This is a genomic window from Microvirga lotononidis (assembly GCF_034627025.1).
GTDB classification, from domain to species: domain Bacteria; phylum Pseudomonadota; class Alphaproteobacteria; order Rhizobiales; family Beijerinckiaceae; genus Microvirga; species Microvirga lotononidis.
Map to the genome: position 1 here is coordinate 1,641,610 of NZ_CP141048.1, position 18,561 is coordinate 1,660,170.

Genomic DNA, 18,561 nt, shown 5'->3' on the forward strand with positions numbered 1-18,561 from the left:
CTGGTCGGCGTCTGGCCGTTTTGAAGTCCTAGATACTCTTGACCCCAAGCCCGCCGCCCTCAAACGCCAACCGGCGGGGTCGAGGACGAGAGAACATCAGCCTATTTATCACCTCGTGTATTCGCTCGGTTTGATCAAGTCATCGATCCCGACATGTTCCAGCCTTTCTCTTGCTTTTCTATAAACTTCAATAACAGGATTCTCCTCACTTGCCCTGCCGTACCAGTATTTGGCAGCATGAAGATCACCCAGCTTTTCATAGCAATAACCAATTCTTTCGCCGTAAAATCCGGCCTCAAGCGTTGAGTCGCCATCAATCATGAAAAAATATATTTTAAGAGCATCTCTGAAATTACGTTCATCTACAAGTTTTCTCGCAACTGTGTTCAAAGCATTGTAATTATACCTTGGCATTATGAGGCTCCAAATCTGCTACAACTCATGGCTTAAGATCGATGTGTTCATTGATACCCGTGCCCGGCCACTCGATATTAATGTGCGGAACTTGCCCCTGCAAATACTGCCCCGGCTGTAGATCAAAACGCACTACCATCCCGTTCGGAAAGATGAATTGAACTGCACCTTTAGGGGTATTCCTCTGGATGGGCTTCCCTCCCCCCAGAGCTTCCAATCTCTCTGCGACCGATCCAGTGGTTGTGGGATCCTTATCCGAAAAGCCCTGCCCAAGTTGCTGCAGGGATTTTATCAAATCAGCTGCCCCTATCGCCTCCTTTTTGATGGTATGCGCAACATGTTCAACCGCAGCAGACGACGCGTATAGGTCAACGCCCGATCTAACATTCTTGGTGATCACCTGCGCTTTGTCGACATCGCGATTGATGTCCTTGACATCCTGTTTCTGCTTGTCCTTGTCGCGGATGACGATCGTACCATTACCAACTGTCGCCTGCGTCACCTGCTCGATGTCGTGGCTGGCGTACGAGCCCGACACGTTCACGCCCGTGCTGGTCGGCGCCTGGCCGTTCGGCAGGGTCTGCGTGCCGAGTGTCACGCCCACCTGCCCGCTGACCGAGGTGGCTTTGTCGGAATCCTTGATGTCGCTGTAGCCGAGCGTGGCGGTGTCGAGCGACAGCTGGCCGGTGTCGGAGTTCAGCACCGCGCCGTTGAGCTGCGTGTGCTCCTTCACGGAGGCGTCGAGCTTGTTCGTCGCGAACAGGCCGGACTGCTCGCTCACCCAGGCCCGGTCCGACGTGCTCTTGCCACCGCCGACCGACACCGACACGGAGGACGGCCCGCCGCCGATTCCGACCGTGACCGAGCCCGAGCCGTTCACCGACGACGACGCGCTGTGCGCCGTGTCCTGGCGCGAGCCCACCGTCAGGTTACCGCCGACATCGAGATCGATGTCCTTGGCTTTCACCACAGCGCCCTCGAAGGTGGCGTTGTTGCCCGTCTTGATCGTCGCCGTCCCGCCCACGGTCAGATGCGCGTTAAGCTGGCTTTCGCTCCAGCTCTTCGACTTGTCCTTCGAGAACCCGCCCTCCACGGTGATGCCGAGGCCGCCGCCCGAGGCCCCGAGGCTGCCGGACACGCCCACGCCCGCATTCCAGCTGTTCGCCTTGCTCGACGCCTCGGCATAGGATTGCGCGCTCTCCACGGTCAGGTTGCCCTTCACGTCGAACGTGAGATCCTTCTTCACGTCGATCTGCGTGCCGACCAGATGCGCGTTGCCGCCAGCCGTCATGCTGAGAGAGCCGCCCTTGATCGTGGTCGGCACCGCGTTGTACGCCACCGCCTGGCTCGACGAGGACGAGCCGGAGGCGCCCAGCATCAGGCTGGCGCTTACCGTCGGGTTGGTCAGGCTCTTGAGCGCGTCGGTCGCCTGCAGCACCCCGGAGACCTGGCCCAGGATCTTGTAGCCCGTCCCGCCATAGCCCGAGGTGAAGGTGCCGACCGATTGCTGCAGCTGCTGTGCTGCGCCGGTGACGTTCTGGCTTACCTTGAGCGTGATGCCGGCGAACATCTCCTTCGAGCTCTGGTACGAGCTTTCCCGGTTCAAGCCGGCCAGCAGCTTGATATCGTCCTTGGCCTCCAGGCTCACATGCCCCTGCGAGATCACACTGGCCGCCGTCATGACGATGTCGTCACCCGCCGTGACGGACACGCCCTTGTCGCCCTTGATGAGCGAACGCGCCACCGACACCTTGTCATAGGCGGAATACTGGCTCGAGGCGTGGTAGCCCGACCCAATGCTGAAGCCGCCATTGCCGCCCGACCAGGTCAGGCCGATGCCCTTCTCCTTGCGTGACGACGCCGAAGCGCTTGCATCCAGACCCGTGCCGACGATCAGGTCGCGCCCGGCATCGAGGGTGACATACTCCTGGGCGGCGACCACCGAGCCGATTACCTTGATGTCGCGGGCGGCCTTGACCGTGACGTTGCCGTCGGCGCTCAGCGAGGAGGCGACGTTCCGGATCTCCGAGGTCGTGCTCGCCGTTTTCGTCGAGTGGTAGATGTCGACCCCGCTGCCCGTGAAGAACAGGCCGACTCCGCTCTTCTTCTGCGAAAAGGCGGTGTTCTGCACATCCTGCACGGACAGCACCTTGACCGAGGCTTTGGAGCCCGCGACAGCATTGCCCTCGTCATCGTAGCCTGCGAGAACGTTAAGGTCCTTCTTGGCCATGAGGTGGCTGCCCGCCACCGTGATATCGCCCGTCTCGGAACGCACGGTCAGGCTCTTGCCGGCCGAAACCACGGAGCTCAGGTTCGTGAGGGTGACATCGGACGAGCTGTAGCTCGACTTCGACAGGAATCCACTCTTACCGCCGCCGATCACCTCGTGCTGGTCGAGGACGGAAGCGACGGTCACGCCCTTCTTGCCGACCAGCAGCGCATCGCCCTTGGCCGTCACGGTAGAGCCGAGGATGTCGAGCTTCTTATCGGCCTTCATTACCAGGTTGCCGCCGGAAGAGACCAGGCCGCTTACGTGGCTGATATCCGCGGTAAAGGTCCAGTTCTTGGTGTTGCCGGCGTAGACGTTGTTCGTGACCGTCTGCGCCTCGATGCGGATGTTGCCGCCCGCCTTCAGCGAGAGGGAATCGGATGCGAGCATGCTGCCGCCCCGATTAATCAAGTCTTTCTTGGTCTCGATGAAGAGGTCCTTGGCGCTCAGGAGGCCTCCGACCTGCAGGGCGGAGGCCTCCTGGACTCTTCACTTCGCGCAGCTTCTGACTGCATGAGCGGTCGAGGCTTATGTGCCAAGGATTCATCAAAGCGGCATTCTGTAGCAAAGACCACCACTTGGCGGATAAGCGCCTGGATGAATGGGGTACTATCCTATTTGGAATCCTGGACAACTGCGAGCCTTCGGTCGAGGTCTGGTTCCAGCGCACCGCTCTTGAAAGGGGCCGATTGGTAAATTGGCTAGCTGAGTAAACCCTGAGCCATCGCGTTGATTGTGAGGTCGATGGCAGCACCCTTGTCGTCGCCGTCGCCGATGAACCAAGCGGCGGACAATCCCGTCCACGCAACAATCCAGTGAAGGAGCCGCTCCGGCTCAATCCCGGTCGCGCTGATTACGACGTCCAGCCGGGCCCGAAGCCGGCCTGGCGAGGTAGCGAGCGGCCGACTGGGATCGCTGAGATCGGGATTCGTGAAGATGTTGGCATAGTCGAAGGTTCGCTCGCCCAGCAGGCCATGCGGATCGATAGCCAGCCACCCTCGCTCACCGAAATCGAGCACGTTCTCGTGGTGCAGGTCGCCGTGGAGCGGACCGACCGCGCACGGAGTGGCTAGAAGCTGGCGCGCGGTCTCGGCCGCGGGCACCAGTACAGCGTGCTCCCGGGCGAGCTGGAAGAGCGGCTGGAACCAAGCCTCCAGCGGTTGCAACTCCGGGACCGAGCCACGCCGGAGTGCATGCAATCGAGCCGCCGTATCGCACAGGATCCGGCAAGCTTCGTCATCCTGGCCCGACCAAGCCATCAAGGCGAGATTGCCGGTGCCTGTAGCCCGCTCCATAAGCAGGGCATCCGCCATCGAGGCGAGGATCCTGGCGGCGCCTTGGCCATCCCACCAGATCATGAGACGATAGCCCGCCTGCTCGTCGGGGATGCGGGCGACCTTGAGCGTCGCGGGCGAGCCCTCGTGCAGAACTGGAAGAACCCAACTGGAACGCGTCGTGAGCAGAGGGCCGCCGGCGACCAAGCGCCATGCCTCCAGGAACCCTTCGAGATTAAGCGGAAGGACGGCATGAACATCCATTGGAACTCTCCTCAAGTGGTCCACTTGGATCCCGCGCCGAACCGGACGTCCACTACAATAACTGCAAGTAACCTGCATTTCCCGCTTTCCCGATCCGGAACAGCGGAAGACGCAGGTGACCGGACACGCCAAGTCCGAAGGCCCTCTTGACCGGAAAGGCATGGCCCGTCCCGGACATACGTCCGGCATCGTGTCATCCGCCCCTGACGGCCACCCGCACTCCAATGTCCCAAGGCGTCAAGTGGCGTCCCGCTCGGTCAAGCAGGCCTGCTCCGGTGATTCACAATGGCGAATCGATTGCCGTCCCACCTGACGCGAGAGGAGCCTGCCTTATGACCCATTCAAGATTGGCGCGGATCACTGCGGCGGCCCTGATGGCGACCGCCCTCACCTCCCTCGGGACGGGTCCCGCCTGGGCCCAGCTCGCCGAGGCCAGCCCGACGCTGTCCGCCGCCAGTCTGAAGGAGCAGGAAGCCTTCGCCATCGCCAAGGACGCCTATGTCTATGGCTACCCGCTGGTCACCATGGAAATGACCCGGCGCGTCATTACGAATGTGGCCGAGCCGACCGGAACCCGCACGCCGATGGGCCAGCTGGTCAGCCTGCGCGAGTATCCGACGGCGGCCTATCGGGACGTGACGGCCCCGAATGCCGACACTCTCTACACATCCGGCTTCATCGATGTCGGCCAGGAGCCCTATGTGCTGTCGCTGCCGGACATGAATGGGCGCTACTACCTGTTCCCGATGCTCTCCGGCTGGACCGACATCATCGCGGATCCCGGCAAGCGTACCAGCGGCACCGGCCCCCAGACCTATGCCGTCACCGGCCCGGGCTGGAAAGGCGCGCTGCCCGATGGTGTCAGGGAAATCAAGTCGCCGACCGATCTGGTTTGGATCCTTGGTCGTATCTACTCCACCGGCACGCCCGAAGACTACAAGGCCGTTTGGGGGCTGCAGGACCAGATCAAGCTCGTGCCGCTCAGCGCCTATGGCAAGCCCTACACCCCACCGTCGGGCAAGGTGGACCCGAACATCGACATGAAAACGGCCGTGCGTAAGCAGGTCAACCGGATGGAGCCCGGTCCCTACTTCAACCTGCTGGCGCAGTTGATGAAGGACAATCCGCCCCCGGCGGAGGACGCTCCGATGCTCGCCCGCATGGCCAAGATCGGCATCGTGCCCGGGCGCGCCTTCGACACAGGTCAGCTCGATCCCGAGATCGCCAAGGGGGTGGAGCGCGCTCACCGGGCCGGCTGGGAGGAAATCGCCGGTGGAATTCGCGACATGGGATCTATCCAGAACGGCTGGATGGTCGCGACGAGCTTGGGACGTTACGGGACCGACTATGGCAAGCGCGCCACCGTCGCGGCCTTTGGGCTCGGCGCGAACCTGCCCCAGGATGCGGTCTATCCCACCACGAGTGTAGATTCGGCAGGCCGGAAGCTGACCGGGAACCAGAAATACGTCATCCACTTCGACAAGGGCCAACTGCCGCCCGTCGACGGCTTCTGGTCTCTGACCATGTACGATGCGAACTTCTTCTTCGTCGCCAATCCCCTCAACCGCTACACTCTGAGCCAGCGCCACCAGCTCACGCCGAACCCGGACGGGTCGGTGGACCTCTATCTCCAGAACGAGTCGCCCGGATCCGGCAAGGAGGCCAACTGGCTGCCGGCTCCGACGGGCGACATGAACCTGATGCTGCGGCTCTATTGGCCCAAGGAGACTTCTCCCTCGATCCTGAACGGCACCTGGAAGCCGCCGAAGGTGGAGCGGGCCGAGGAACGGCTGACGGCGGCGGATCAGAATAAGCTCGCATCGACGCCGACGAGCGCCGCCATCCCGGCAACGACCGGCAGCGCCGGGATGGGACCCGTTGCGGGATCTTCGACCGTCGGCGTCGCCGTCGTCGACGTGCGGACGCTCTACAGCGGCTACAGCGTGAAGAACCAGATTCTCGGACGTGAGATCTACAACGACAACGGCGAGCGGGTCGGGCATGTCACCGACCTGATCGTGGCGCCCGACAAGGTCGCCACTTACGCGATCGTCGGCACCGGGGGCCTGCTCGATCTTGGGGAGCATCTGACGGCGGTGCCCGTCAGCCAGTTCACGCTGAAAGACGGCGAGATCGTGCTGCCGAATGCGACCAGGCAGTCGCTGGAAGCCATGCCGCGCTTCGTGCGGGGGCAGCAACGACTAAAGCATCGAACGCAAAAGCGGGAACCGGTTTCCTGCGTCGAACGATGCGAGATGAGACGACACAAACGGACAGCATCGGACATGGGTTCGATTTCACGTCCGATGCTTTAGGCGAGACGCGGAGGGTGGTCCCTCCGTCCTGCCCCGCTCACCGACAAGCGCATGGAGGCGCCATCATGATCCGACTGACTGCTGCTCTCGCGTTGACCGTATTGACGACAGGCGCCCTGGCGCAGGTCGGCCCCTCGACCACAGGCCGCCCGTGCTCGGCCGACCGCGCGTTGGTGAGCGCCCGCGGCGCAGTGGTCCTGAGCACTGGGCAATACACCTATGGCCGCTTCGTGCGGGATGCCCGCTACTGCCAGGTCGATCAATATCCCCAACCTGCCTTCGTTCCGAGCGACGATACGGCCCAGTGCTTTGTCGGCTATCGCTGCGCGGACGGACCCGACGACGATCTCTGACCGCCCCATCGCCGCACATTCGCGTTGAACGGGAACGTCGCGGTCGGCGCGTTCACGAAGAGGCCGGGGATCGACCCGATTATGGCCGTTCCCATTCAGTTCACCGGAGATTTGAATCACCGGTCGGCCTTTGCGGCCGACCGGGTCCAATTACCGGCATCGCCATGGTCCCGCGCGCCGGCGAAGCCAGCTCATGTCCTCGCCGCACCGCTCTGATCGGAACTCGCATCCCGGTGCTTAGTCTCTTTGCCGGCGCTGTTGATCGCGATGCGCTTCACCTGCGGACGGCTCTCGCGTGATTTCGGCAGGGTCACGATGAGTACACCGTTCCGGAAGTTCGCGTCGATCCTGTCCTCGTCCACATCCCAGGCCATCGGAATTCGGCGCTCGAAGCGGCCATAATAACGCTCGCTGAAGGCGCGCTCCTTGTCCTCGATCTCGGACTTGCGCTCGCCGCGGATGGTCAGAACGCCGTCCTGCATCAGCACCTCGACGTCCTTGTCCTCGAGGCCCGGCAGCTCCGCCGAGACCCGGACCTCCTTGTCGGTTTCGACGACCTCCATCTGCGGCCAGCCTGCGGGCCGGTTCGCGCCGGCGGGCAAGGGCGTATCGAAACCGCGCAGAACATCGTCGAAGAGCCGGTTCATTTCGCGATGGAGCATCATGAAGGGATCCCCCTCGTCGCGGTAGCGGCCCGGAACCATCTGCTGATTGCGAGCCCAGGGAATAAGATCACGCATGTTCATGGTATCTTCCTCCTTCACTCAAAGCCGATGGGTGCGGCGCCGGCACGCGGCCGGCGCCCTTCGTCGGTTCAGCGAATTCTAGGCGGCCTTGCCGTGCTCGATCTGCTGCGGATGCCGGCCCAGCTGCGCCGTTCCGGAGCCGGTCGCGATCTCGATCCGGCGCGGCTTGAGCGCTTCCGGCACCTCGCGCTTGAGGTCGACCGTCAAGAGGCCGTTCTCCAGGCTTGCGCCCGTGACCCTCACATGATCGGCGAGGTTGAACGTCTGCCTGAAGGCTCGAGTCGCAATGCCGCGATGCAGATATTGCTTGCCCTCCTCGGAGCCCTTCTTCTGGCCCGATACGAGAAGCTGGCTCTCCTTCTGGGTGAGTTCGATCTCATCGGGAGAGAAGCCCGCGATGGCCATCGTGATGACGTACTGGTCTTCGCCCGCCTTCTCGATGTTGTAGGGCGGCCAATTGGTCATGGGCTCGATCTGAGCGGACTGGTCGAGCATGTCGAACAGGCGGTCGAAGCCGACCGTCGAGCGGTACAGAGGGGAAAAGTCGAAAGCTGATCTCATCACCATATCCTCCATTGAGCAACATGGACGTGAGAGCGCCGGACACCCGCCGGCGCCCGCCATGCCAAGCCTTTGAAAGGCCTCGGCAATATTGATGGTAGGAAGTGGATTTCAGGATTTCAAGAGGTGCAAAGAACACGAACGGGATGGTTTTCAACCCGGCTGGCGCCCGCGCCGCCCCGGCGTTCTTCGGAGAAGGCGTCATGCGGAAAACCGGATCCACTTTTCCGTAAGATGCGCTAGCATCCGGGTGCTTCGACCAAGGAAAGACAGATCATGCTTCGCATTCTCTCCCTTGCCGTCCTGACAGCCTTCGCCGTTCCGTCCCATGCGACGGATGTCTTCCATGACAACAAGATCGTCGCTCAGCAGCAACAGGCGCCGCAGCAGACCCCGAAGCGGGATTGCGAGAGAAAGCGCGACGAAGGGGTGAGCTCGTGATCCCGAGACGCGGACGCCGATCCGCCTTCGCCTGACGTGGAGCCGCCTCCGGCAAAGCTGCGCGACCTTGAGCCCGTTCCGAGCAGAGCATCGCCGGGCACCCGTCATCCTGGCCGACTGGACGACTTTCCCAAACGGCCGCAGAATGAAGCCGAGACGATGCCCTGAGGATGGAATGAATCCGCAGAAGCAAAGGGTCGAGCGCCGGCTCGCCGCTATCCTGGCGGCCGATGTGGCAGGCTATTCGCGTCTCATGGAGGCCGACGAGGTCGGAACCCTCCGGATTCTGACGGCCCATCGCGCGATCATGGACGGGCTCATCTCGGAGAATGGCGGGCGCATCGCCAATACGGCCGGGGACAGCCTCCTGGCCGAATTCCCTAGCGCGGTCGATGCCGTCCAATGCGCCGTCGAGATCCAGGAACGGCTCGGCCTGGAGCCCGGAAGCCAAAGCCTGCGGTTCCGCATCGGCGTGCATGTGGGCGACGTCATGGTGCGGGACGGCGACCTCCTCGGCGATGGGGTCAATGTGGCGGCGCGGCTGCAGGAGCTGGCGCCTCCGGGATCGATCTGCGTGTCGGAAACGGCCTATCATTACGTGCGCAAGCTCCTGCCGCTGTCATTCTCCGATCTCGGACCACAACGGGTGAAGAACATGGAGGAGCCGGTCAGGGCCTATTCCCTGAAGCCCGGCCCCGTCGCTTCGACGAGCTCCGACCATGCCAAGCCCCTGTCACTTCCCGACAGGCCTTCGATCGCCGTGCTTCCCTTTGCCAACCTGAGCGAAGACCCGCAGCAGGAGTACTTCGCCGACGGCCTCGTGGAGGACATCATCACGGGTTTGAGCCGGGTGAGGTCCTTTTTCGTGATCGCCCGGAACTCCTCGTTCACCTACAAGGGCCGTGCCGTCGATGTCAGGCAGGTCTCTCGTGAACTCGGCGTGCAATACGTTCTGGAGGGTAGCATCCGGAAGGCGGGATCGCGGGTCCGGATCGCCGGTCAGCTGATCGACGGCATGACCGGGCACCATGTCTGGGCCGATCGATTCGACGGCGACATGAGCGACATCTTCGAATTGCAGGACCGGGTCACGGAAAGCGTCGTCGGGGCGGTCGAACCCAGCATCCGGCTCGAGGAGATCCGGCAGGCCCACAACAAGCCGACCACATCCGTCACAGCCTATGACCTGTACCTGCGCGCCCTGCCCTGTTTCTACAAAATGACCCGTGAGGGCTTCGCCGATGTCCGCAGGCTCACGAACGAGGCCTTGAGCATCGATCCCGGTTTCACGCTGGCGAAGGCGCTCGGCGCCTATATCCGCAGCATCTCGGTGAGCCAATGCTGGCACGAGCCGGACGATATCCGCGTCGCGATCCGCATGGCCCGCGAGGTGATGTCGGAGGCGCGCGACGACCCGACGAGCCTGCGTTTCGCGGCCCAGGTCCTCGCCTATAGCGCGAAGGATTACGAGGCTGCCCTGAACGCCATCGAACGTTCCCTGTCGCTCAACCCGAACTCGGCCCAGAGCTATACGAGCAGCGGGTGGGTCAACACCCATGCCAGCCGCCCGCTCGTGGCGATCGACCATTTCCATAAGGCGATGCGGCTGAGCCCTCTGGACCCGGAGAAAGGCATCGCCCTTTCGGGAATCGGGATGTGCTACCTCATGCTCGAACAGTTCGAGGAAGCCTTGAACTGGGGAGAAATCGCCCTGCGGGAGATGCCGGGCTACGGCTCGTCCTACAGGGTCGTCATCGGGGCGCTCGTTGGGCTTGGGCGCCTGGATGAGGCGAAGATGGCGGCGGAACGCCTGATGGAAGCCTTCCCGACCTATACGCTGAGCCTGCAGAGACAGATCAACCCCTGGCGCGACCAGACCTTCGCCCAGCGTTATCTCGATGCGCTCCAGGCCGCGGGGATTCCTGAGTGAGCGCGATGGCTATGAAGCCATGCTCCGGGCCTCGTTCGCCAAGCGAATGAGCATGGGGCGCACCTCGTGCGGTCCCGTCAGGGCCTTCGGGAAGGACAGGCGCAGGATGTCGTCGCCCAAGGCCATCTGGATGCCTTCGGGATCGATCCCGATGAGATGCCAAGCCCCTTCGCGGCCACCGCAGAGCTGAGTGGCATAGAGCCCCACTGCGTCGGCATGCTCGGCGTTCATGTGCTCGATCGCACCGGCTTCGAATTCGTAGAAGTCGAAGAACTCGGACATGTCGGCGAGCAGGTCCCCGGCCGTCATGCGATAGGCCCGGCCGAACCCGCCATTGAGGCTGCCGGATGAGACCTTGAGGCGCCAGAAACTGAAATCTGGGAAATCGACGTAGAGCTCGGCCTTGGGATGCTGCAGCAGGTACCGGCGGCGGATATTCCTTGCTTCGTCCGCCTCCCGGTCGAGGCGCTCCGCGGTTGCCTGCAGGGTCAGACGCGGATGCGCCAGCGGATCACCCTTGCCGATGGAGGAGATGAGCAGGGAACAGCGAGGATCGGCCTCCATCAGCCTCGTATGCACGGACAGCTGCGACGTGAGGATGACGGGAGCGCCGTCGAGATCCGTGCCGACCTGAACGAGGCTCGCAAACGGCATCCCGCTCTCCGCATCATTGGTGGCGAGCGCGCCGGAGCGGGCCGTGCGCATCAGCCTCTTGGCCAGGGCGCGAGCGTCATCGTCGACGGGCAGAATCGGGTCTTTCGCCATCTCGTGTCCTCCGGGCCTCGATGGCGGGATTATACCCGCCGAGGATCAGGCCTCATAGGGGCGCTCATCGGCCGAAGTCCAGACCTTGGCCCTGTCCGCTCCGCGTCATGTCCGGACGCGGCCGGCAAGCCCTTAGCTCCGGGCGGCCAAGGATTGTACGGCGGTTGATCTTGTCTCCGATGCAACATTAGACCAAGGATTGAGATGGGAAACGTTGACTTCCCAAAACGTTTTGGAGATCTAGTTGTGGCTATAAGGAGAGCAGACCCCCCGTGTCGAACCTGAAGCTTCTCGCTCAATCGCTCGGCCTGTCGATCACGACGGTGTCGCGAGCCCTTGACGGTTATTCCGACGTGGCCCCGGCCACGCGCGAGCGCGTTCAGGCTGCGGCTCAGGCCATGAACTATCGCCCGAACCCGGCCGCCCGCAGTCTGCGGCGGCGCAAGGCCGAAGCGGTGGCCGTGACCCTGCCGACGGAGCCGGGCCGGTTCGGCCCTCCCATCTTCCTGAACATGCTGGCCGCCTGCGGGCAGCGCTTGGCCGAGGAAGGCCTCGACCTGATGCTGCTGCCCATCGCTGGACGCGCCGGCGAGATGGACACCTATCGGCGGCTCCTGGACGGCCGCCGGGCCGATGCGGTGATCGTGGTGCGCACGCGGCTCGAGGATGAGCGTGTCGCCTTCCTGACGGAACGCGGCATCCCGTTCGTCACTCATGGCAGGACTGCCAGATCGGAAGAGCACGCCTTCATCGACGGAGATGGCGAGGCCGGTTTCAGGGAAGCCGCTCGACAGCTCGCCGCCACGGGCCATCGGCGTATCGCCCATATCGCCGCGCCGCAGGATCTCACCTTCGCGCACTTGCGCCGCAGGGGCTGGCTTGCGGCGCTCGAAGACTTGGGCGCTTCGGAGCCGCTCGAATACACGGCGCAGCCGACGGAAGCCGGCGGCTATGAGGCCGCGCAATGGCTGCTCCAGCAGAGCGACCCTCCCACCGCATTGTTGTGCGCAACCGACAGCATGGCGATCGGAGCCCTGAGCGCGCTCAAGGAGCGCGGCCTCGCCGCCGGGCGCGATATCGCGGTGATCGGCCACGACAATCTGCCCTCCGCGGCTTTCACCGATCCGCCGTTGTCGAGCATGGAAATCGCCGCCCCCGATGTGGGCCGGCAATTGGCCGATATGCTGATCGCCCGGCTCGGCGGACGCGACGCCCGTGAGCTGCAAACCATTCTGCCGGTTCGGCAGGTTCCGAGGTCCACCCACGGACCGGCGGACTAAGTCTGACGCCCTCGATCTTCCGGCCCCGGATCGAGCGGCAACGAGAAGGGACCGATGGAGGAAGGAAATGACGCATCCGGTATCGCTTCGCGCCATTGCCGCCGCGGCAGCCCTTTTCGGGGGGCTCACCGTCGCGCAGGCGCAGGAAACGATCTTTTACTCGACGCAGCTTCGTCCCATCGAGGAAGCGACGAAAGTCCGTGAAGTCCTGCTGAAAGGCATCCCGGGCAAGACCACCTACGTGGTGGACGAGCCGCCCGCCTTCGCCGTCCGCATGAAGGCGGAGACGCAGGCGGGCAAGCGCACGGCGAGCGTCGTCGGCGCATTGCACGGCGAATTGCAGCCGCACGTTCCGGCCGATCTCCAGCCCGTCGACGACGTGGCCGCGAAGCTGACGGATCGCGGCATTCCGGCAAGCCTGATGGATCTCGGCAAGCTCGGCACGGGCCAGCAGCAATACATCCCGTGGATGCAGGCCACTTACGTGATGGTCGCCAACAAGCAGGCCCTGCAATACCTGCCGGCCGGCGCGGACGTGAACACGCTCACCTATGCGCAGCTCCAGCAATGGGGCAAGAACATCGTCGACAAGACCGGGCAGCGCCGCCTCGGCTTCCCGGCCGGTCCGACGGGCCTCCTGCCGCGGTTCTTCCAGGGTTATTTCTATCCGTCCTTCACGGGCGGCGTGGTCACGACCTTCAAGTCTCCCGATGCGGAAGCCGGATGGAACGCGCTGAAGGATTTGTGGGCGGTGTCGAATCCCAATTCGACCAACTACAACTTCATGCAGGAGCCGCTGCTCTCGGGCGAGGTGTGGATCGCGTGGGATCACATCGCCCGCGTGAAGGAAGCACTCACCCTGCAGCCCGATCAGTTCGTCGCCTTCCCGGCTCCGGCCGGCCCGAAGGGACGCGGCTACATGCCGGTGATCGCCGGCCTCGCCATCCCGAAGGACGCGCCAAACCGCGCGGGCGCCGTGGCGGTGATCGAACACCTCACCAAGCCCGAGACGCAGCTGGCGACGGCCGCCGAAGTCGGCTTCTTCCCGGTCGTGAAGGCGGAGCTCCCGTCGGATCTAGCACCCGGCATCAAGGCGCTCGCCGGCGCGGTGGCGGCGACGCAGAACGCCAAGGACGCGCTCGTGTCGCTCCTGCCCGTGGGCCTCGGCGCCAAGGGCGGCGAGTTCAACAAGGTCTACATGGACTCGTTCCAGCGCATCGTGCTGCGCAACGAGCCGGTCAAGGACGTGCTTGAAGCCCAGGCGAAGGTTCTCGACACGCTCATGAAGGAAACCGGCGCGCCGTGCTGGGCTCCGGACAAGCCGAGCCAAGGCGCCTGCCCGGTTCAATAACCCTGACCTGTCAAGCCCGGCGAAGATGACTTCGCCGGGCCCTTCCCTCGCGAGTGGAGCGGCTTGATGCCTGCGCGCACCTCCTGGATTCCCTATGCGCTGATCGCACCATCGGTCGTCTTCTTAAGCGCGCTGTTCCTCGTGCCGCTCGTGCAGACGGTCTGGCTGTCGTTCTCCGCAGGCGAAGGCCTGTCGCTCGAAAATTACCAGCGCATGGCCGGGGACCTGAATTTCGCGCTCGCCATCAAAAACACGTTCCTGCTCACCCTCGTGGTCGTGCCGCTCCAGGTCGTTCTGGCGCTTGGCATGGCCACCATGGTGACGAAACTCGACAAGGGCCGCGACCTGGTCTTGTGGGTGCTCACCATTCCGCTCGGAATCTCGGATCTCGCAGCCGGTCTCGCCTGGCTCGCCCTGCTCCAGAACACGGGCTACCTGAACTCCGCGCTTTACGCCCTCGGCCTCATCCAGGGTCCGACAGGATGGCTCTCGCAGGAGACGCCCGTCGCCCTGTTCTTCGCCATCGTGCTCGCGGAACTCTGGCGCGCCACCGCCATCGTGCTGGTGATCCTGATCGCGGGCCTGCAGCTGATCCCGAAGGAATTCGCGGAAGCGGCCGAGATCTTCGGCGCCAAGCCGTGGACGCGCTTCACCCGGATCACCCTGCCGCTTCTGAAGCCCAGCCTGCAATCGGCCCTGATCCTGCGCACGGTTCTCGCCTTCGAGGTCTTCGCCGTCGTCTATGCGCTCGGCGGACGCAACTTCCCGGTTCTCGCCGGCGAGGCCTATGTCTGGCAGAACGACAACCAGAACTATGGCGTCGCCGCCGCCTACGCGGTGCTCATCATGGCGATCTCCCTCGCCGCAACGGCCCTTTACCTGCGCGTAATGAGGACGCGTCCGGAGCAGCTTCCATGACGACCAGCGCTGCAGAACTCAAACCCGCCTCCGCGAGCCGCGCCATGGCTCTTCCCTCGGCGCGACGCCTGCTTCTCTGGACGGGTCTTGCGGTGCTCATCGCCTGGGTGCTGGTGCCGATCTATCTCGTGGCCCTCGGCGCCTTCGGCGGCCGGCTCGGCGTGTTCCGCTGGCCGAAATCGATCTGGCCCGCGGACCTATCCTTCGCGGCCATGAGCCAGTTCCTCGCCATCGAGGGCGTGTTCAACGCCCTCGTCAATTCGCTCATCGCCGCCGGGCTGACCGTGGTGTTCTCCATCGCACTGGGCGCTCCCGCCGGCTATGCGCTGGCGCGCTATACCTTTCGCGGGCAGAACGCCTATCGGCTGCTCGTCCTTCTCACCCGCGCCTTCCCGCTCGCCATCCTGGCGCTGCCGCTCACCGTGTCGTTCATCCGCCTCGGCCTCTACGACACGCCCTTCGGCGTCTCGCTCATTCACACGGTGCTCGCTTTGCCCTTCGCGGCCCTCGTCACGCAAAGCCTCTTCATGGGCATTCCGCGCGAATACGAGGAGGCCGCTTGGGTGTTCGGCTGCACGCGCTTCCAGGCCTTCATGAAGGTGGTTCTGCCGCTCGCATTGCCTGGCCTGGCCGCGACGGCGATCTTCGCCTTCGTGATCTCCTGGAACGAAGTGTTCGCCGCCTCGATCCTCACCGTGCGCGAGCGGACACTCACGGCCTATCTGCTCCGGATCCTGGCCGAGAGCCCGTTGCATTACCGCTTCGCCGGCGGCTTCATCCTCATCATCCCTTCCGTGCTCTTCATCTTCGCCGTGAGACGATACCTCTTCGCGGTGTGGGGCATCGCCAGCAAGTAACGGATAACCTCATGGCTGACATCGTCATCGATCGCGTCGTCAAGGAGTTCGGCTCCTTCCGCGCCCTGCAGGAAGTCTCGCTCACCGTGAACGACGGCGAGTTCGTGGCTCTGCTCGGCCCCTCCGGCTGCGGCAAGACCACGCTTTTGCGCATCATTGCCGGGCTCGAGACCCAGAGCTCCGGCCGCGTCGTCATCGGCGGGCAGGATGTGAGCACGCTGGCTCCGCGCAAACGCGGACTGGCGATGGTGTTCCAGAACTACGCCGTCTTCCCGCACATGACCGTGTTCGAGAACGTCGCCTTCGGGCTGCGGATGCAGAAGGCCTCTCAGGCGGAGGTCAAGCGCAAGGTCGAACGCGCTGCGGCCCTGCTGCACATCGAGCCCTATCTCGACCGCTATCCGGCGAAACTCTCCGGCGGACAGCGCCAGCGCGTGGCGGTGGCGCGCGCGCTCGCCGTCGAACCGGCCGTGCTCCTCATGGACGAGCCGCTCTCCAATCTCGACGCGCTCCTGCGGCTCGAGATGCGCACGGAGCTGAAGGCGGTTCTGCGCGAGGCCGGAACCACGACGATCTACGTGACCCATGACCAGACCGAGGCCATGGGCCTCGCCGACCGCATCGCCGTCATGTACGGCGGCAAGATCGAGCAGATCGGCTCGCCGCTCGACATCTACGCCACGCCCGCCACCCGCTTCGTCGGTGGCTTCATCGGCTCGCCGCCCATGAACTTCATCAAGGTCCGGTCGAGCCACGGCACCGCGCGGATCGGCGATGCCGCCCTGCCCTGCCCGACGACGGCCGGGGACCTGGAACTCGGTTTGCGCGGCGAGGATGCGAGCCTCGAGCCCGACGGCTCGGGCATTCCGTTCGACGTGCGCGTCGTGGAGCCGATGGGCTCGCACCTGCTCCTCACCGGGTCCATCGACGGTCAGCTCGCCCGCATCGTCGCGCCGCCGACCGCCAAGGTGAATGCCGGCGAGCGCGTGGGACTGACCGTGGATCCCGCACGCCTGACCTGGATCGACAGCACCACCGGGCGCTCCCTCGCCCGCGCTTGAATTTATGAATTGAAGGACCTTTGAGATGACCATGCTTCCGAGGGAAGAGGCCGCGCGCGCCATTCTCGCACGCAACGATCGCGGCGGTTACACGGTGCCCACCGACCGACTCTATCCGTTCCAGTGGAACTGGGATTCCGCCTTCGTGGCCATCGGCTTTTCCCTGTTCGACGTGGACCGGGCCTATCGCGAACTGGAGCGCCTGACCGAGGGCCAGTGGGACGACGGCATGATCCCGCACATCGTGTTCCACGCGCCGAGCGACACCTATTTTCCCGGCCCGGACGTGTGGGGCACGCGCCACCGGGTCCCGACCTCGGGCATCACGCAGCCGGCGGTCTTCGGCATGGCGCTCCGCCATGTCCACGAGGCGGCCCTCGCAACCGGAACAGCCGGCGCGACGGAGCGGACGAAAGCCCTGTTCAAGGCGGCCCTGCGCTCGCACCGGTGGTGGCTGAACGCGCGCGACCCGGAAGGACTCGGCCTCGTGTCGATCCTTCACCCCTGGGAGAGCGGAAGCGACAACTCGCCCGCCTGGGACGAGGCGCTCGCCCGCGTGCCGACGACCACGACGACCACGATCCGCCGCAAGGACACGGGCCATGTGGATGCGTCCATGCGTCCGCGCGACGAGGATTACCAGCGTTTCATCCATCTCGTCGACACTTATCGGGATTGCGGCTGGAACCCGGAGCGGCAATGGGCGGCGGCTCCCTTCAAGGTCGCCGACGTGCAGATGACGGCCATCCTGGCGCGTTCGACCGCCGACCTCATGCACCTTGCCGAAACCTTGGGAACGGACGAGGAGAAGGCCGAGCTCTCGCGCATGCACGACAGGCTGCGCGCGGGCCTCGCCCGCCGCTGGCGCCCCGACCTTTCCCGCTTCGTCAATCTCGACCTGATCTCGGGCCGGGACATCGAGACGCCCACCCAGGCCGGCTTCATTCCTCTCGTCGCCTTGGCGCTCGACGACGGGCAGCGGACGGCCATCGTGGCGGAGATCGAGCGTTGGCTCGCCGGCATGTTCGCCGGCGTTCCCTCGACGCCGTCCTTCTCGCCGGCCTTCGAACCGAAGCGCTATTGGCGCGGCCCGGTCTGGGCGGTGATCAACTGGCTCATCTGCGATGGCTTGCGCCTGAACGGATCGGAGGATCTCGCGCGCCGGATCGAGCAGACCATCGTCCAGGCCATCGAGAGCGCCGGTTTCTGCGAGTATTTCGACCCGACGACGGGCGAAGGCCTGGGCGGCGATACCTTCTCCTGGACCGCCGCCGCCTACATGGTGCTTGGCCGACGGACCTGACGACCTGACCATCCGCTTTCTCCGCAGCCCTGCGACGCAAAGCGTCAAAGGGCTGTCGCGTTTCATCAAGCGATCGCGTCCGATTGCGCTATGATGATCCGAGAAGGGCAGGAAAGCGATGAAGCCCATCCTCGCGTCTCTCGTCATGGCCGGTTTCGTGACGGGAGCGGTGGCCCAGACGGGAGCCACGACCTTGACCATGACCTGTGCCGAGGCCAGGGGAATCGTGGCCTCGCAAGGCGCCGTCGTCCTCCGCACTGGACCAACGACTTACGACCGCTATGTCAGAGATTCGAGGTTCTGCGCGCTCCCGGAAACGGCACGGCCCGCCTGGGTGAGAACGGCCGATGTCGCTCAATGTCCCATTGGCGGGGTTTGCCGTTCCAACGAGATCGACAATGGTCGTTGAGGGGCATGGATGCGGCGAAGTCTCCTGGTAGGGAACGGTCCAGGGTCGAT

The 18,561-nt window shown here is 64.2% G+C and carries 17 protein-coding genes and 1 pseudogene; 12 read left to right on the forward strand and 6 right to left on the reverse strand.

The features are described from left to right. Positions 1-108: 108 nt before the first annotated feature. The 3 genes from U0023_RS07715 to U0023_RS07725 form a co-directional block, all read right to left on the reverse strand. Positions 109-414: a hypothetical protein gene (locus tag U0023_RS07715; protein ID WP_009490523.1), complete on the reverse strand. Its 306-nt coding sequence runs from the start codon at positions 412-414 to the stop codon at positions 109-111. A gap of 25 nt (positions 415-439) precedes the next feature. Then, positions 440-3,073, reverse strand: coding sequence for a hemagglutinin repeat-containing protein (locus tag U0023_RS07720; protein WP_009490524.1), 2,634 nt, complete (start codon positions 3,071-3,073; stop codon positions 440-442). A gap of 311 nt (positions 3,074-3,384) precedes the next feature. Further along, complete coding sequence (locus tag U0023_RS07725; protein ID WP_009490525.1) at positions 3,385-4,221, reverse strand: APH(6)-I family aminoglycoside O-phosphotransferase; 837 nt, start codon at positions 4,219-4,221, stop codon at positions 3,385-3,387. A gap of 332 nt (positions 4,222-4,553) precedes the next feature. Between U0023_RS07725 and U0023_RS07730 the strand changes: the two are divergent. From U0023_RS07730 to U0023_RS07740, 3 genes and pseudogenes are all read left to right on the forward strand, one after another. After that, positions 4,554-5,999, forward strand: a pseudogene (locus U0023_RS07730) (DUF1254 domain-containing protein); the annotation flags it as partial. A 90-nt stretch (positions 6,000-6,089) separates the two neighbouring features. Next, complete coding sequence (locus U0023_RS07735) at positions 6,090-6,536, forward strand: PRC-barrel domain-containing protein (protein ID WP_245272910.1); 447 nt, start codon at positions 6,090-6,092, stop codon at positions 6,534-6,536. Between the two features lie 65 nt (positions 6,537-6,601). Next, positions 6,602-6,889 (forward strand): hypothetical protein, encoded by a 288-nt coding sequence (locus U0023_RS07740; RefSeq protein WP_009490527.1) that lies wholly within the window; start codon positions 6,602-6,604, stop codon positions 6,887-6,889. 191 nt (positions 6,890-7,080) lie between these two features. Here the strand turns inward: U0023_RS07740 and U0023_RS07745 are convergent, their stop codons facing one another. Together U0023_RS07745 and U0023_RS07750 are read right to left on the reverse strand one after the other, a co-directional pair. Beyond that, on the reverse strand, positions 7,081-7,635 hold the full coding sequence (locus U0023_RS07745) for an Hsp20/alpha crystallin family protein (RefSeq protein ID WP_009490528.1): 555 nt from the start codon (positions 7,633-7,635) through the stop codon (positions 7,081-7,083). Positions 7,636-7,713: 78 nt separating this feature from the next. After that, positions 7,714-8,196 (reverse strand): Hsp20 family protein, encoded by a 483-nt coding sequence (locus tag U0023_RS07750; protein ID WP_009490529.1) that lies wholly within the window; start codon positions 8,194-8,196, stop codon positions 7,714-7,716. 276 nt (positions 8,197-8,472) lie between these two features. Between U0023_RS07750 and U0023_RS07755 the strand changes: the two genes are divergently transcribed. Then, positions 8,473-8,637, forward strand: coding sequence for a hypothetical protein (locus U0023_RS07755; RefSeq protein ID WP_009490530.1), 165 nt, complete (start codon positions 8,473-8,475; stop codon positions 8,635-8,637). A 175-nt stretch (positions 8,638-8,812) separates the two neighbouring features. Then, on the forward strand, positions 8,813-10,567 hold the full coding sequence (locus U0023_RS07760; RefSeq protein ID WP_009490531.1) for an adenylate/guanylate cyclase domain-containing protein: 1,755 nt from the start codon (positions 8,813-8,815) through the stop codon (positions 10,565-10,567). 9 nt (positions 10,568-10,576) lie between these two features. Here U0023_RS07760 and U0023_RS07765 read toward each other — a convergent pair whose 3' ends face one another. Next, the gene (locus tag U0023_RS07765; RefSeq protein WP_009490532.1) at positions 10,577-11,332 is read right to left on the reverse strand and encodes a HugZ family pyridoxamine 5'-phosphate oxidase; all 756 of its coding nucleotides are present in this window, start codon (positions 11,330-11,332) and stop codon (positions 10,577-10,579) included. A 272-nt stretch (positions 11,333-11,604) separates the two neighbouring features. On the opposite strand from U0023_RS07765, the gene U0023_RS07770 reads away from it, so the two are divergent. The 7 genes from U0023_RS07770 to U0023_RS07800 all read left to right on the forward strand — a co-directional run bounded on the left by U0023_RS07770 (position 11,605) and on the right by U0023_RS07800 (position 18,511). Further along, entirely contained in the window at positions 11,605-12,612 is a 1,008-nt protein-coding gene (locus tag U0023_RS07770) for a LacI family DNA-binding transcriptional regulator (protein WP_009490533.1), read from the forward strand. A 67-nt stretch (positions 12,613-12,679) separates the two neighbouring features. Then, entirely contained in the window at positions 12,680-13,963 is a 1,284-nt protein-coding gene (locus U0023_RS07775) for an ABC transporter substrate-binding protein (RefSeq protein ID WP_009490534.1), read from the forward strand. A gap of 66 nt (positions 13,964-14,029) precedes the next feature. Next, positions 14,030-14,881 carry a carbohydrate ABC transporter permease gene (locus U0023_RS07780; protein ID WP_009490535.1) on the forward strand — a complete coding sequence of 284 codons (852 nt, stop codon included), beginning with the start codon at positions 14,030-14,032 and terminating at the stop codon, positions 14,879-14,881. Further along, entirely contained in the window at positions 14,878-15,738 is an 861-nt protein-coding gene (locus tag U0023_RS07785; protein ID WP_009490536.1) for a carbohydrate ABC transporter permease, read from the forward strand. Before U0023_RS07780 ends, U0023_RS07785 begins: the two co-directional genes overlap by 4 nt. A gap of 11 nt (positions 15,739-15,749) precedes the next feature. Next, positions 15,750-16,799: an ABC transporter ATP-binding protein gene (locus U0023_RS07790; protein WP_009490537.1), complete on the forward strand. Its 1,050-nt coding sequence runs from the start codon at positions 15,750-15,752 to the stop codon at positions 16,797-16,799. A 25-nt stretch (positions 16,800-16,824) separates the two neighbouring features. Then, the gene (locus tag U0023_RS07795; RefSeq protein WP_009490538.1) at positions 16,825-18,102 is read left to right on the forward strand and encodes an MGH1-like glycoside hydrolase domain-containing protein; all 1,278 of its coding nucleotides are present in this window, start codon (positions 16,825-16,827) and stop codon (positions 18,100-18,102) included. A gap of 118 nt (positions 18,103-18,220) precedes the next feature. Beyond that, on the forward strand, positions 18,221-18,511 hold the full coding sequence (locus U0023_RS07800) for a hypothetical protein (protein WP_009490539.1): 291 nt from the start codon (positions 18,221-18,223) through the stop codon (positions 18,509-18,511). Positions 18,512-18,561 lie beyond the last annotated feature (50 nt).

Coding starts and splice junctions, on each gene's coding strand:
- U0023_RS07715 (WP_009490523.1), bottom strand. CDS start 414: ATGCCAAGGTATAATTACAATGCTTTGAACACAGTTGCGAGAAAACTT.
- U0023_RS07720 (WP_009490524.1), bottom strand. CDS start 3,073: ATGCTCGCATCCGATTCCCTCTCGCTGAAGGCGGGCGGCAACATCCGC.
- U0023_RS07725 (WP_009490525.1), bottom strand. CDS start 4,221: ATGGATGTTCATGCCGTCCTTCCGCTTAATCTCGAAGGGTTCCTGGAG.
- U0023_RS07735 (WP_245272910.1), top strand. CDS start 6,090: ATGGGACCCGTTGCGGGATCTTCGACCGTCGGCGTCGCCGTCGTCGAC.
- U0023_RS07740 (WP_009490527.1), top strand. CDS start 6,602: ATGATCCGACTGACTGCTGCTCTCGCGTTGACCGTATTGACGACAGGC.
- U0023_RS07745 (WP_009490528.1), bottom strand. CDS start 7,635: ATGAACATGCGTGATCTTATTCCCTGGGCTCGCAATCAGCAGATGGTT.
- U0023_RS07750 (WP_009490529.1), bottom strand. CDS start 8,196: ATGAGATCAGCTTTCGACTTTTCCCCTCTGTACCGCTCGACGGTCGGC.
- U0023_RS07755 (WP_009490530.1), top strand. CDS start 8,473: ATGCTTCGCATTCTCTCCCTTGCCGTCCTGACAGCCTTCGCCGTTCCG.
- U0023_RS07760 (WP_009490531.1), top strand. CDS start 8,813: ATGAATCCGCAGAAGCAAAGGGTCGAGCGCCGGCTCGCCGCTATCCTG.
- U0023_RS07765 (WP_009490532.1), bottom strand. CDS start 11,332: ATGGCGAAAGACCCGATTCTGCCCGTCGACGATGACGCTCGCGCCCTG.
- U0023_RS07775 (WP_009490534.1), top strand. CDS start 12,680: ATGACGCATCCGGTATCGCTTCGCGCCATTGCCGCCGCGGCAGCCCTT.
- U0023_RS07780 (WP_009490535.1), top strand. CDS start 14,030: ATGCCTGCGCGCACCTCCTGGATTCCCTATGCGCTGATCGCACCATCG.
- U0023_RS07785 (WP_009490536.1), top strand. CDS start 14,878: ATGACGACCAGCGCTGCAGAACTCAAACCCGCCTCCGCGAGCCGCGCC.
- U0023_RS07790 (WP_009490537.1), top strand. CDS start 15,750: ATGGCTGACATCGTCATCGATCGCGTCGTCAAGGAGTTCGGCTCCTTC.
- U0023_RS07795 (WP_009490538.1), top strand. CDS start 16,825: ATGACCATGCTTCCGAGGGAAGAGGCCGCGCGCGCCATTCTCGCACGC.
- U0023_RS07800 (WP_009490539.1), top strand. CDS start 18,221: ATGAAGCCCATCCTCGCGTCTCTCGTCATGGCCGGTTTCGTGACGGGA.